Annotated in this window: 15 protein-coding genes; 5 read left to right on the forward strand and 10 right to left on the reverse strand. The window is 63.3% G+C overall.

What is annotated here, in order from left to right; all coding sequences use genetic code 11:
• Positions 1 to 23: 23 nt before the first annotated feature.
• Positions 24 to 308: a DUF2782 domain-containing protein gene (locus tag GYB81_RS06565; RefSeq protein WP_161864134.1), complete on the forward strand. Its 285-nt coding sequence runs from the start codon at positions 24 to 26 to the stop codon at positions 306 to 308.
• A 16-nt stretch (positions 309 to 324) separates the two neighbouring features.
• On the forward strand, positions 325 to 1,275 hold the full coding sequence (locus tag GYB81_RS06570; protein ID WP_161864135.1) for a homoserine kinase: 951 nt from the start codon (positions 325 to 327) through the stop codon (positions 1,273 to 1,275).
• 88 nt (positions 1,276 to 1,363) lie between these two features.
• Here GYB81_RS06570 and GYB81_RS06575 read toward each other — a convergent pair whose 3' ends face one another.
• The 5 genes from GYB81_RS06575 to GYB81_RS06595 form a co-directional block, all read right to left on the reverse strand.
• Positions 1,364 to 1,996, reverse strand: coding sequence for an SCO family protein (locus GYB81_RS06575; protein ID WP_161864136.1), 633 nt, complete (start codon positions 1,994 to 1,996; stop codon positions 1,364 to 1,366).
• Positions 1,997 to 2,147: 151 nt separating this feature from the next.
• Positions 2,148 to 3,047, reverse strand: coding sequence for a heme o synthase (gene cyoE, locus GYB81_RS06580; RefSeq protein WP_161864137.1), 900 nt, complete (start codon positions 3,045 to 3,047; stop codon positions 2,148 to 2,150).
• A gap of 23 nt (positions 3,048 to 3,070) precedes the next feature.
• Positions 3,071 to 4,126, reverse strand: a complete 1,056-nt coding sequence (locus tag GYB81_RS06585; RefSeq protein WP_161864138.1) for a COX15/CtaA family protein — start codon at positions 4,124 to 4,126, stop codon at positions 3,071 to 3,073.
• A 55-nt stretch (positions 4,127 to 4,181) separates the two neighbouring features.
• Positions 4,182 to 4,760 (reverse strand): PA_0111/PP_0108 family redox-active disulfide protein, encoded by a 579-nt coding sequence (locus GYB81_RS06590; protein ID WP_161864139.1) that lies wholly within the window; start codon positions 4,758 to 4,760, stop codon positions 4,182 to 4,184.
• A complete protein-coding gene (locus tag GYB81_RS06595) occupies positions 4,735 to 5,466 on the reverse strand; it encodes an SURF1 family protein (RefSeq protein WP_161864140.1) in 732 nt (243 codons plus the stop codon). The genes GYB81_RS06590 and GYB81_RS06595 overlap by 26 nt, the downstream gene beginning before the upstream one ends.
• Positions 5,467 to 5,537: 71 nt before the next feature.
• On the opposite strand from GYB81_RS06595, the gene GYB81_RS06600 reads away from it, so the two are divergent.
• Positions 5,538 to 5,741, forward strand: a complete 204-nt coding sequence (locus tag GYB81_RS06600) for a twin transmembrane helix small protein (protein WP_161864141.1) — start codon at positions 5,538 to 5,540, stop codon at positions 5,739 to 5,741.
• A gap of 7 nt (positions 5,742 to 5,748) precedes the next feature.
• Here the strand turns inward: GYB81_RS06600 and GYB81_RS06605 are convergent, their stop codons facing one another.
• The 4 genes from GYB81_RS06605 to coxB are packed head-to-tail and all read right to left on the reverse strand — an operon-like array spanning position 5,749 to position 9,946.
• Complete coding sequence (locus GYB81_RS06605; protein WP_161864142.1) at positions 5,749 to 6,645, reverse strand: cytochrome c oxidase subunit 3; 897 nt, start codon at positions 6,643 to 6,645, stop codon at positions 5,749 to 5,751.
• 11 nt (positions 6,646 to 6,656) lie between these two features.
• Complete coding sequence (locus GYB81_RS06610) at positions 6,657 to 7,223, reverse strand: cytochrome c oxidase assembly protein (protein WP_161864143.1); 567 nt, start codon at positions 7,221 to 7,223, stop codon at positions 6,657 to 6,659.
• Positions 7,224 to 7,233: 10 nt separating this feature from the next.
• A complete protein-coding gene (ctaD, locus tag GYB81_RS06615) occupies positions 7,234 to 8,817 on the reverse strand; it encodes a cytochrome c oxidase subunit I (RefSeq protein WP_090431432.1) in 1,584 nt (527 codons plus the stop codon).
• Positions 8,818 to 8,821: 4 nt separating this feature from the next.
• Positions 8,822 to 9,946 (reverse strand): cytochrome c oxidase subunit II, encoded by a 1,125-nt coding sequence (coxB, locus tag GYB81_RS06620; protein WP_161864144.1) that lies wholly within the window; start codon positions 9,944 to 9,946, stop codon positions 8,822 to 8,824.
• Between the two features lie 406 nt (positions 9,947 to 10,352).
• Here coxB and GYB81_RS06625 point away from each other — a divergent pair, with 406 nt between their 5' ends.
• Entirely contained in the window at positions 10,353 to 10,994 is a 642-nt protein-coding gene (locus GYB81_RS06625; protein WP_161864145.1) for a hypothetical protein, read from the forward strand.
• On the opposite strand, the gene GYB81_RS06630 is transcribed toward GYB81_RS06625, so the two are convergent.
• Positions 10,984 to 11,913, reverse strand: coding sequence for an AEC family transporter (locus GYB81_RS06630; protein WP_161864146.1), 930 nt, complete (start codon positions 11,911 to 11,913; stop codon positions 10,984 to 10,986). The two genes, GYB81_RS06625 and GYB81_RS06630, sit on opposite strands and share 11 nt — an antisense overlap.
• A gap of 142 nt (positions 11,914 to 12,055) precedes the next feature.
• Between GYB81_RS06630 and glsB the strand changes: the two genes are divergently transcribed.
• Complete coding sequence (gene glsB / locus GYB81_RS06635) at positions 12,056 to 12,964, forward strand: glutaminase B (protein ID WP_161864147.1); 909 nt, start codon at positions 12,056 to 12,058, stop codon at positions 12,962 to 12,964.
• Positions 12,965 to 13,018: the final 54 nt, after the last annotated feature.

Consider the following 13,018-nt stretch of genomic DNA (forward strand, 5'->3'; position numbering starts at 1 on the left):
GAATATCAAGGAGCAAGGTTATCATGGGTACATTGAATCGCCTTTTGCTGGTCGGCCTGCTGGTCTGCGTTCCCCTCGCCGCGCATGCCGATGACCCGGTATCGGGCGACCCGGACGTGACCATCCGCCAGGAAGGCGACCGCACCATTCAGGAATACCGGGTCAATGGCTTCCTCTATGCCATCAAGGTCATCCCGAAGAACGGCAAGCCCTACTTCCTCGTTCGCGCCGATGGCAGCGACGGCAACTTCGTACGTTCGGACGATCCGGACATGCTGATCCCATCATGGGAAATCTTTAGCTGGTAAGCGATTAAGGTCTGATATGTCGGTATTCACCCCCCTGGAGCGTCATGAGCTCGAAGTCTTCCTGGCGCCCTACGGGCTTGGTCGGTTGCGCGATTTCCAGGGCATTGCTGCGGGCAGCGAAAACAGCAACTTCTTCGTCAGCCTGGAGCAGGGCGAATATGTCCTGACCCTGGTGGAGCGCGGCCCGGTGGCCGACCTGCCGTTCTTCATCGAACTGCTCGACGTACTCCACGATGCCGGTCTGCCGGTTCCCTACGCCCTGCGCACGCAGGATGGCGAGGCACTGCGCAGCCTGGCGGAGAAACCGGCGCTGTTGCAGCCGCGGCTTTCCGGCAAGCATGTGCACGAGGCCAACGCCCATCACTGCCAGGAAGTGGGTAGCCTGCTGGCGCGCATCCACCTGGCCACGCGTGATGCGCCGATCGAACGGCGCAGCGACCGCGGGCTGGACTGGATGCTCGCCGAAGGTCCGAGCCAGGCACTGAAGCTCGACGAGCAGGCTTTGCCGCTGCTGCGGGATGCACTGGCCGAGATCGCCGAGTTGAAGCCTCGTATCCTCGCCCTGCCAAGGGCGAACCTGCATGCCGACCTGTTCCGCGACAACGCGCTGTTCGACGGTAACCATCTGGCCGGGGTGATCGACTTCTACAACGCCTGCTCGGGGCCGATGCTCTACGACCTGGCCATCACCCTCAACGACTGGTGCTCGCACGAAGACGGCAGCCTCGATGGCGCTCGCGCCCGCGCGCTGCTCGGCTCCTACGCGGCTCTACGTCCGTTCAGCGCTGCAGAAGCCGAGCTCTGGCCGGCCATGCTGCGCGTGGCCTGCGTGCGCTTCTGGCTGTCGCGCCTGATCGCCGCCGAATCCTTCGCCGGGCAGGAAGTGCTGATCCACGATCCGGCCGAATTCCAACGCCGCCTGGCGCAGCGTCAGCAGGTCGACCTGCCGCTGCCGTTCGCCTTGTAGGGTGGATCAGGCTTCATCGATCCGGCATGGCGCACACTGCGGTGGATGAAAAGAGCGTCATCCACCCTACGCAGGCAGGGGCGTGCCGTTAGCTACCGGAAACCAGCCCCGGCAGTTGCTCGGCCAGCTTGGCATTGTTGATCGGCGCGCGGATGAAGCCGCGCTGGGTGCCATCCGGGCCGATGATGACCAGATTGCCGCTGTGATCGACGGTGTAGTTTTCCTTGCTGGTATCGGCCGGGATGTAGGGGATGCTCACCGAGTTGGCGAACTTTTGCAGGGTTTCCTCTTCGCCAGTCAGGCCCTTGAAGCCCGCATTGAAGAAGCCCAGGTACTTGCTCAACTGCTCCGGGGTATCGCGGTGCGGGTCAACGCTGACCATCACTACCTCGAGCCGCGCGCGCGTTTCCTCGGGCAATTGCGTCTGCAGCTGGCGCAGCTGGGCCAGGGTGGCCGGGCAGATGTCCGGGCAGAAGGTATAGCCGAAGAACAGCAGCTTCCAGTCGCCCTTGAGCTGATCGACCGCGACTTCCTTGCCGTCCTGATCGACCAGGGTCAGCGCCGGCAGGCTGCGGTTCTGCGGCAGCAGGACGATACCCGCATCGAGCAGCGCAGCCGGGTCGCCCTGGCTCTTGCTGCTCAGCACCTTGTTGACGGTTAGCCCCAGCACCAGGGCCACGATGGCGACAAGAACGAAAACCGTTGTATGAGTACGCGTCATGAAACCCCTCAGCAAGCCGTTGAAAACTACCTGCGTTGCCATCGCAGCGTTAAAAACAGGCTCGGACTGCTCATTTACAACTCGTAAACTCCGCGTCCTCGCCTGTTTTTGCCTTGCGCTGACTGCCTCGCCAACGTTTATCAACGGCCTGCTAGATATTCAGCAGCAGGTAATGGTCCGCGAGTAGCGCGATAAACAGCAGGAACAGGTACCAGATACTGTACTTGAAGGTGTTGATCGCGGCGTGCGGTTTGCTGTCACGGTACAGCACCCAGGCCCAGTGCAGGAAGCGGCCGCCCAGCAGCAAGGCGCAGACGAGGTACAGCGGGCCGCTCATGTGGATGGCGTAAGGCAGCAGGGTTACCGCGAACATCACCAGGGTATAGAGCAGGATATGCACCTTGGTGTAGTGCTCACCGTGGGTCACCGGCAGCATGGGGATGTCGGCCTTGGCGTATTCGGCCTTGCGGTGGATGGCCAGAGCCCAGAAGTGCGGTGGCGTCCAGGCGAAGATGATCAGCACCAGCAGCAGCGGCTCGGCACTCAGGTGGCCGGTGACTGCCACCCAACCCAGCAGCGGCGGCGCGGCACCAGCCAGGCCGCCGATGACGATGTTCTGCGGCGTGGCACGTTTGAGAAAGCCGGTGTAGATCACTGCGTAACCAAGTAGTGAAGCCAGCGTCAGCCAGGCGGCCAGTTCGTTGGTGAACAGCATCAGCAGGCTCATGCCGGCAATGGCCAGGGCCAGGGCGAAAGTCAGCGCAGCGACCGGCGAGACGCGCCCGGCCGTGACCGGACGCTTGTGCGTACGCGCCATGATCGAGTCGATGCGCCGGTCCACCACATGATTGACCGCAGCCGCCGCGCCTGCGCACAGGCCGATGCCGAGGTTGCCGAACAGCAGCACGGTCCAGGGTACGCCTGCACGGGTGGCGAGGAACATGCCGACCAGCGAGGTGATCAGCATCAGCATCACCACCCGTGGCTTGGTCAGCTCCAGATAATCGCGCCAGGTGGCGCGTTCGGAGTGGGTGCGCAGCATTGTCGCCATGGCATTTCTCCCTGATTCGTTATTTACCGGCCTTGAACCAGACCACTGGAAACGAGCGTCGTGCGGCTGTTCGCCAGATCGGATGTTTTACAAGCGGTCGCAGAAGCGCTCCGCAGGCGATAGTTGATCAGCACCATCGTCAGCAGCAGCGCAGCGCCGCCAGCGTTATGCGCCACCGCCACCAGCAACGGCAGGTGGAAGATGACGTTGCTGATCCCCAGGCTGACCTGCACGGCCAGCGCCAGCAGCAGCAGGCCGGCCAGGCGCGACAGCCCGGCCATGAGCAGTCGCCAGGCCAGCACCAGCAGCGCCAGCGTCACCAGCAGCGCGCCTATGCGATGGCTCATGTGAATGGCGGTGCGGGCATCGCTGTCGAGCTGCCCACCCAGGTAATTGGGACCGATATGCTGGGTCAGGTGAAAACCCTTGCCGAAGTCCATCGCCGGCCACCATTCGCCATGGCAGGTGGGCAGGTCGACACAGGCGACCGCGGCATAGTTGGAGCTGACCCAGCCGCCGAGCGCGATCTGCCCTATCACCAGTAGCAGGCATGCCGCCGCCAGGGCACGCAGGCGCCCCGACAATTGCAGCGGAGCGAAGCGCCCGGACAGGCGCAATGTGAGCAAGGTCAGCAGGCTGAGAGTGGCGAAGCCGCCGAGCAGGTGGGCGGTGACCACCTGCGGCCACAGCTGCAGGGTGACCGTCCACATGCCGAAGGCGCCCTGCAGGATCACCAGCGCCAGGATCGCCAGCGGCAGTTTGACAGGTTGCGCAGGCTCCTCACGACGGCGCACGGCCTGGATGGCGATGATCAGGATCACCAGCCCGAGCGCGCCTGCGAAGTAGCGGTGGATCATCTCGTACCAGCCCTTGGCGACCTCCACCGGTGCCTCGGGGAAGCGCGCTTCGGCGATGGCCTGCTTGTGCTCGCTCATCGGCACGCCGAGAAAACCGTAGCAACCCGGCCAGTCCGGACAGCCCAGGCCAGCGTGTGTCAGGCGGGTGTAGGCACCTAACAGCACCACCCCCACGGTCAGGAGGGTCGCGAACAACGCTAGGCGATAACCGGGTTTGTGCATGTCGACTCCTTGGGCACTGGGCTTGGCGCGCTGTCGATATGGACAGGACGAAGCGTCAGCCGATCAGGGAAATTTTCAGCAGATAGCGCAGATCATCGAGAATCGCCTTGCCGTTGCTGCCGGCCGGATAACGCAGCACCAGATTGCCGTGCGGGTCGACCAGCCACAGCTGCGCACCGGGCACCGCCTCGGCGGCCTTGTCGTAGGCCTGCAGATCCAGTTGATAGCGCCCAAGCTGCGGGTACTCGCGCTTGAGCGTCGCGTCGTAGTCGGCCGGCAGCGGCTCGGCCAGCGCCAGACCATGGCTGGCACGAGAGGTTTCGCGGTTGAGGCCGATCTGGATCTGCCGCGCCAGATAAACCAACTGCTGACAGTCCGCCTCGCACGCGCCCGGTGCCGTCACCATAATCTGCCAACCGGGCTCAACCTCACCCTGCACGCCCAGGTCGGCCAGGGTGCGGCCGTCGCCAATCAGCACACCGTGATAGCTGCGCGTCTCCGGCACCCAGAAGCGCCACTGGTACATGGCACTGGCTAGTAACATGGGCCCGACGGCAATGGCCAGGATCAACAGCAGCTGCAGGCGCCCACGGCCCTTGCGCGGAGCTTCAGGCATGGCGATGGCTGGGTTCATGACGACCCTCCCGTGCGTTGTGAATTCCGAGATAGATGAACAGGCCCAGCAGCGCGGCGGCCAGGGCAAACCATTGCACCGCATAGCCCAGATGCTTGCTCGGGCCCATGGCCACGATCGGCCAGTCGACGCGATAGCTGGCCGGCCCAGGTTCCAGGCGCGCCTCAAAGGGCAACCCGCCGCGGCCGAGCTGCTGCCACAGGCTTTCGGCCTCGACCTGAGTGATCAGCCGCGGCCAGCCATCGGTCGCCGCGCCGGAGCGCAGATTCAGACCGCCAGAAGGAGCGACGTAAATCCAGGCCGTGAGTTGCAGCACGCCATCCGGGGTATCGAATTGCGGCGTTGTACGGCGGTCCGGCCAGGGCAGCCAACCGCGGTTGATCAGTACCCAGAGGCCGCTGGACTGGTCATAGAAGGGTTGCAGCAACTCGACCCCAGCGTGGCCATCGCGGACGCGGCTATCGAGCAGAAGACTGTGCTCATCGTCGAAGTGTCCGCGCAGCTGGACGCGGCGGTAAGCCGGATCACGCACGGGTTCGAGCTGCTCGAGGCTGACCGGCTCGGCCTGGCGCCGCGCCTCGAAACTGGCCAGCAGCTGGCGCTTCTCATCGCCGCGCTGCAACTGCCAGAAGCCCAGCCAGATCAGGCCCGGCAGCAGCAGGGCGACCAGCAGGCTGGGCAGCCAACCGGGGCGGAAGGCGCTCATTGCACCTTGCCGTTACGATCGGGGTTGCTGGCTATACTGCATCGCATCACTTCAATCCCCCGGAGTCTCGCATGCTCAAGGCCGCGATCATCCTCATGCTGCTGGCCACTCTCGCCAGCCTGTTCAGCGGCCTGTTCTTCCTGGTCAAGGACGAAGGCCATGGTTGCCGCGTGGTAGGCGCTCTGACTGTCCGTGTCGGCCTGACCGCCATCACCGTTGCCCTGATTGCCTGGGGCTTCTACTCAGGGCAACTGGTCTCTCACGTCACCTGGTGACACTGCCCTACAAGACGTAAACGAAGATGAACAGGCCGAGCCAGACCACGTCGACGAAGTGCCAATACCAGGCGGCCGCCTCGAACCCGAAGTGCTGATCGGGATCGAAATGTCCGCGCATGATGCGTACCAGCATCACAATCAGAATGATGGTGCCCAGCGTGACGTGCGCCCCGTGAAAGCCGGTGAGCATGAAGAAAGTCGCGCCATAGATACCCGAGCCAAGCGTCAGACCAAGCTCGGTGTAGGCTTCGATGTATTCCTCGATCTGGAAGAACAGGAACGCCAGGGCCAGTACGATGGTCGCAGCCAGCCAGGCCTTGAGCGGGCCCCGGTGGTTCTTCTTCAGGGCATGATGGGCGAAGGTGATGGTGAAACTGGAGGACACCAGCAAGATGGTGTTGACCAACGGCAGATGCCAGGGGTCGATCACCCCGCTCGGTGGCGGGAACAGCTTGGAATCGGGGTTCTGCAGCATTGGCCAGCTGTATTCGAAGCCTTCCCAGAGCATGTTGGCGATGCCCTTGTCGCCCTCGCCGCCAAGCCAGGGGCCAGACCAGGCGCGGATGTAGAACAGCGCACCGAAGAAGGCGGCGAAGAACATCACCTCGGAGAAGATGAACCAGCTCATGCCCCAGCGGAACGAGCGGTCCATCTGCGCGCTGTAGAGACCGGCACGGCTTTCCTTGATGACGTTGCCGAACCAGCCGAACAGCATCCAGGCCAGAATCAGCCCACCGACGAAGAAGATCATCGGCCCATTCGAGCTTTCCCGGTTGGCCGAGAGGTCGTTGAACCAGGTGCCTATACCGTAGAAGCTCACCAGCAGACCGATGCTGGCGACGATGGGCCACTTGCTTTGCGCCGGTACGTAATAGTTTTCGTGACTTTCGTGACTCGACATTGTTGTTCTCCTTATGGAGTCGCCCGGGCAAGGGTCGCCTGAGCCACTGGCGCCTTGCGTTCGGTGATATCGAACAGGGTGTAGCCCAGAGTCAGGTGTTTCACGTCCTGAGGCAGGTCGCGGTCGACGATGAAGCGCACCGGCATCTCGATGCGCTCGCCCGGTTGCAGCACCTGTTGGGTGAAGCAGAAACACTCGGTCTTGTGAAAGAAGGCCGCCGCCTTCGAAGGCGATACGCTGGGGATCGCCTGCGCAGTCATCGGCTTGTCGCTGGGGTTGTAAGCGACGAACAGCATGTCGCGCGCTTCACCCGGATGAACCAGGATCTCGTCGGCCTGTGGGCCGAACTCCCAGACCATGCCGGCAGCGTTGGTAGCGAGAAACTGCACGCGCACCTGGCGCTGCTCGTCCACCAACTGCTCGCCCTGATAGGCCCCGGCCGTCTTGCCGTTGATGCCGAACACCCGGCACATGGCGTCGTAGAACGGTGGCAGAACGAAGATGCCGAAGCAGAACATCACCACCACCACGAGCAGCAGACGGGTAACCAAGCGACGCGTCGCGATGACCTCGCTCACGGCAGACCTCCTATTTCACTTCCGGCGGCGTGCTGAAGGTGTGATAGGGCGCCGGTGACGGCACCGTCCACTCCAGGCCCTCGGCACCGTCCCAGGGCTTGGCCGGCGCCGGTTTGCCGCCACGGATGCACTTGATGACGATGAACAGGAACAGCAGCTGGGTAGCCCCGAACATGAAGGCGCCGATACTGGAAACCATGTTGAAGTTGGCGAACATCATGTTGTAGTCGGGGATACGCCGCGGCATACCGGCCAGACCGACGAAGTGCATCGGGAAGAACGCCAGGTTCATGCCGATGAAGCTCATCCAGAAATGCAGCTTGGCCAGGGTTTCGTCGTACATGTGGCCGGTCCACTTCGGCAGCCAGTAATAGGCCGAGGCGAAGATGCCGAAGATCGCACCCGGCACCAGCACGTAGTGGAAGTGCGCCACCACGAAGTAGGTGTCGTGATACTGGAAGTCCGACGGTGCAATGGCCAGCATCAACCCGGAGAAGCCACCGATGGTGAAGAGGATGACGAAGGCCACCGAGAACAGCATCGGCGCCTCGAAGGTCATCGAGCCCTGCCACATGGTGCTGGCCCAGTTGAACACCTTCACCCCGGTGGGCACGGCGATCAGCATGGTGGCGTACATGAAGAACAGCTCGCCGGTCAGCGGGATGCCGACGGTGAACATGTGGTGCGCCCAGACGATGAACGACAGGAAAGCGATCGCCGCGGTGGCGTAGACCATCGAGGTGTAGCCGAACAGCGGCTTGCGCGCGAAGGCCGGGATGATCGAGCTGACCGCACCGAAGGCGGGCAGGATCATGATGTACACCTCGGGGTGGCCGAAGAACCAGAACACGTGCTGGAACAGCACCGGATCACCACCGCCGGCGGCGTTGAAGAAGCTGGTGCCGAAGTGGATGTCCATCAGCATCATGGTCACGCAACCGGCCAGCACCGGCATCACCGCGATCAGCAGGAAGGCGGTGATCAGCCAGGTCCAGACGAACAGCGGCATCTTCATCAGGGTCATGCCGGGGGCACGCAGGTTGAGGATGGTGGCAACCACGTTGATCGCCCCCATGATCGAACTGATGCCCATCAGGTGAATGGCGAAGATGAAGAAGGTGGTGCTCTCCGGCCCGTAGGTGGTCGACAGCGGCGCGTAGAAGGTCCAGCCGAAGTTCGGGCCGCCGCCTTCCATGAACAGCGTCGAAACCAGCAGACCGAAGGCCGCCGGCAGCAGCCAGAAGCTGAAGTTGTTCATCCGCGGCAGCGCCATGTCCGGCGCGCCGATCATCAGCGGGATCATCCAGTTGGCCAGGCCGACGAACGCCGGCATCACCGCGCCGAAGACCATGATCAGGCCGTGCATGGTGGTCATCTGGTTGAAGAATTCCGGCTGCACGATCTGCAGACCCGGCTGGAACAGCTCGGCACGGATGACCATGGCCATCGAGCCGCCCAGCAGGAACATGCAGAAGCTGAACCACAGGTACATCGTGCCGATGTCCTTGTGGTTGGTGGTCAGCACCCAGCGCATCAGGCCCTTGGCCGGGCCATGGTGGTGGTCAGTATGACCGTGGTCGATCACTGCACTCATGTCCTTACTCCTGCGCCTTGGAGAAATCGAGAATGTCCTTGGGCGTGACCATGTCACCGACATTGTTGCCCCAGGCGTTGCGCTCGTAGGTGATGATGGCGGCCAGGTCGACCGGCGACAGCTGCTTGCCGAAGGCGGCCATGGAGGTGCCCGGCTTGCCGTTGTAGACGATGTCGATGTGCCCCTCGGCCGGCCCGGTTGCGATGGCCGAGCCCTTGAGCGCCGGGAACATCGGCGGCAGGCCTTCCCCGGTAGGCTGGTGGCAGGCTGCGCAGGAGGTGTTGTAGGCCTTCTCGCCGCGCGCCATCAGCTCTTCCATGGTCCATTCCTTGCTGGTCAGCTCGCGCTCGGCAGCCGCAGCCTGCTTGCGCTCGGCCAGCCAGGCATCGAAGTCCTCCTTGGACTTGGCCTCGACCACCACGGGCATGAAGCCGTGGTCCTTGCCGCACAGCTCGGTGCATTGGCCGCGGTAGATGCCCGGTTCTTCGATGCGGGTCCAGGATTCGTTGATGAAGCCGGGAATGGCGTCCTTCTTCACCGCCAGCGCCGGCACCCACCAGGAATGGATGACGTCGGCAGCGGTGATCAGAAAGCGCACCTTGGTGCCGACCGGCACCACCAGCGGCTCATCGACCTCCAGCAGGTAGTGCTCGCCCTTGGCTTCGCGGTTGTTGATCTGCGAGCGCGGCGTGGTCAGGTTGCTGAAGAATTCGACGTCCTGGCCAAGATACTTGTAATGCCATTTCCACTGGTAGCCGGTGATCTGGATGTCCAGTTCGGACTCGGAAGTGTCGTAGATCTCGATCAGCGTCTTGGTCGCCGGGATCGCCATCACCACCAGAATGGCCAGCGGCACGACGGTCCAGAGAATCTCGACGGTGGTACTTTCGTGGAAGTGCGCGGGCTCCTGGCCGGTGGAGCGGCGGTGCATGATCATCGACCAGAACATGGCGCCGAACACCAATATGCCGATCACCACACAGATCCAGAAGATGGTCATGTGCAGGTCGAACACGGAGCGGCTGACGTCGGTTACACCGGGCGTCATGTTGACCGTCCACTGGGCGTGCGCCGAGCCTAATGCCAGCCACAGCAGGAGGCCCATCCAGACTCGTGGATGTCGCATCATTGCGGGTTCCCCTTGATTGTTCTTGTTATCCCGCCGGCTGAGCCTGCGGCTAAGGGATCGACTGCCATTGACCGTGGACTGCGGACTTGCTGTCCGCATACCAGGCTGAACTGCTGGCTACTGCTGCCGAAACCTTTCCGTGCCTTTAGCCCGTCCGGTTCCATCAGGTACTGCCTTTCGAAATCGAGTATAGACGGCGACTTTCAGCCCGCAACGTGCAACGAGAAATGGCCGATGCCCCGCATGCCTTGTCCTAAACGCCCCGGCTGCTGCGGGATTGACCCCTCCCAGGGCACGTGGTTATAGCGGACTCGCATAACTATGAAAAAGTTATGACAATCGCGTCTTAGTCGACTCAACGAGACGGCTAAGGTTCACCTTCATGTCCTGAAAGATAGGAGCAGTCATGAACACCGCAGCCCTTCGCCAACTGATCGTCCACGCACGTCAGCAAGAAACCACCAGCCATGCACTCGCGCGCCAGCTGCAGGCTCAGCTGGATCGGCTGCATCCTTCCATCCGCTTGCCCGAGGACGACGCACCGGGGGCGCTGACGGCTTTCGTCATCGCCTATATCGAGGAAGTGCCGGATGTACTCGACGCCGCTGCCGAGGTAGCGCGCGAAGCGGGAATCGAGGCGGCGGTGAAACCCGTGCTGAAGATAGCCGAGCAGTTCTTTGTGCAACCGCCCGCGCTCATGGAGGGCCATGAAGGTCTGCAGGGCCTGCTCGACGAAGCCTATCTGGCGCATCGCCTGGTGGAGGAGGTCAACGACCGCTATATCGCCCACCTGGGCCAGCCGTTGATTCCGCTGGATACCACCCGCGCCAATCTGATCGCGCATCAGTTGATCGGCGAGCCCTTCGCCAACCAGCTCGACGAAGCCGTGCATCACGCGCTGGCCGGCATGCTCGATGACGCCAGCTTCGACCAACCCTCGGTGCAGGCCTACCGCGAGCGCCTGGCCGCACCGGATACCGCATCGGCCTGGCGACGCTGGCCCTGCCTTTCGCAGCAACTGGGCGTGGAGCTTCAGCTCAAGGGCTGATCGCCAGCAGGATCAGGGTCAAGGTCAGTAGCGAGCCGAGGGTGGAAAACAGAATTGCCCGCGACACCAGCGCCGCCTGGCGCTGGTAATACTCGGCAAGCATGAACGGCCCGGTGCCGGTAGGCAGCGCGCTTAACAACAACGCGGCGTGTGCCCAGAACGATGGCAGGTCGAGCAGCACAAAGGCGATGAACCAGGTCATCAACGGCTGCAGCACCAGCTTCAGGGCCACCAGCGGCCAGGCGCCTTCGCTCGGCCCGCTCTGCCGCTGGGCCAGAAACAAGCCCAGCGAGACCAGCGCACAGGGCACGGTGGCGGCGCCGAGCAGGCGCAGAAATTCGTCCAGCGCCGCCGGCAGTTGCACACCACCCAACGCCCAGGCCGCACCGAGCAAAGGTGCCACCACCAGCGGGTTCTTCAACAGCGCCATGACCACCTGAACGATGGCGCCGCCCACGCCCTTGTTGCTCTGCAGGCCCACCTCGATGCACACCACCGCCAGGCCGAAGAGCACGCAGACCACCAGCAGCGAGGCGATCAGCGCAGGGGCCATGCCATCCTCGCCGAGCACCAGCACGCACAGCGGAATGCCGATATAGCCGGTATTGGCGTAACCGGCGCTGAGCCCATCGATGCTGGCGTCGACCAGGTTGCCGGTGGTTTTCCAGCGATACACCAGGGTCACCAGAAACACCGCGAGCATGCCGCCGGTGAAGGCGAGCAGGAAACCGGGCTGCCAGATGTGCGCCCAGTCGGCCTTGGCGGTGAGGCTGAAGAGCAGCGCCGGCAGCCCCAACCACACCACGAAGCGGTTCATTTCCGACGCGGCAGTCGGCCCCAGACGATTGCTGCGCCGACAGACGAATCCGACCAGAATCAGGCCGAAGATCGGCAACAGCACATTGAGAACGGTGGACATCGAACTACGCCTGCGACAGGGGAGGACCGAGCCTAGGGGCGCTGGCCGCTCAGGGCAAGCCAAAGCCTGTGATTCCATTTCGTCCGCTGGCGTCTAGCACTGACATGCCGGGACGCTCCCCGGCCTACTCGCGAGCCCGAACATGCAAGCGCTGTTGAACGAAATTCTCGATGAAGTCCGCCCGCTGATCGGCCAGGGCAAGGTGGCCGACTACATTCCCGCCCTGGCCAGCGTGGCGCCCGATCAGCTGGGCATCGCCGTATACGGCAACGATGGCCAGCTGCATGTGGCCGGTGATGCGCGCACGCCGTTTTCGATCCAGAGCATCTCCAAGGTCTTCAGCCTGGTGCAGGCCGTCGGTCACAGCGGCGAGGCGATCTGGCAGCGCCTGGGCCACGAACCGTCCGGCCAGCCGTTCAACTCGCTGGTGCAGCTCGAGTTCGAGCGTGGCAAGCCGCGCAATCCGTTCATCAACGCCGGCGCCCTGGTGATCTGCGACATCAATCAGTCGCGCTACGCCGCACCGGCGCTGTCGATGCGCGACTTTGTCAGGCGCCTGTCGGGCAACCCCGAGGTGACGGTGGACAACCATGTCGCCGAGTCGGAATACCAGCACCGCGCGCGCAACGCGGCGGCGGCGTATCTGATGCAATCGTTCGGCAATTTCCACAATGAAGTCGAGGCCGTGCTGCGCAGCTATTTCAGCTGCTGCGCGCTGCGCATGAGCTGCGTCGACCTGGCGCGCGCCTTCGGCTTCCTAGCCAACCAGGGTTTCTGCAAGCACAGCGGCGAACAGGTGCTGTCGCCCCGGCAGAGCAAGCAGATCAACGCCATCATGGCCACCAGCGGGCTGTACGACGAGGCGGGCAACTTCGCCTACCGCGTCGGCCTGCCGGGCAAGAGCGGCGTCGGCGGTGGCATCGTCGCCGTCGTGCCGGGGCGTTTCAGCGTTTGCGTATGGTCGCCCGAGCTGAACGCCGCTGGTAACTCGCTGGCCGGCATCAAGGCGTTGGAGCTGCTCAGTCAGCGCATCGGCTGGTCGATTTTCTAGGCTATGGTCGCAGCAGGCCGCACCTTCGTGCGGCCGCTGATTCGAAGACCAGGA

The sequence above is a fragment of the Pseudomonas yangonensis genome, assembly GCF_009932725.1.
Lineage (GTDB): Bacteria > Pseudomonadota > Gammaproteobacteria > Pseudomonadales > Pseudomonadaceae > Aquipseudomonas > Aquipseudomonas yangonensis.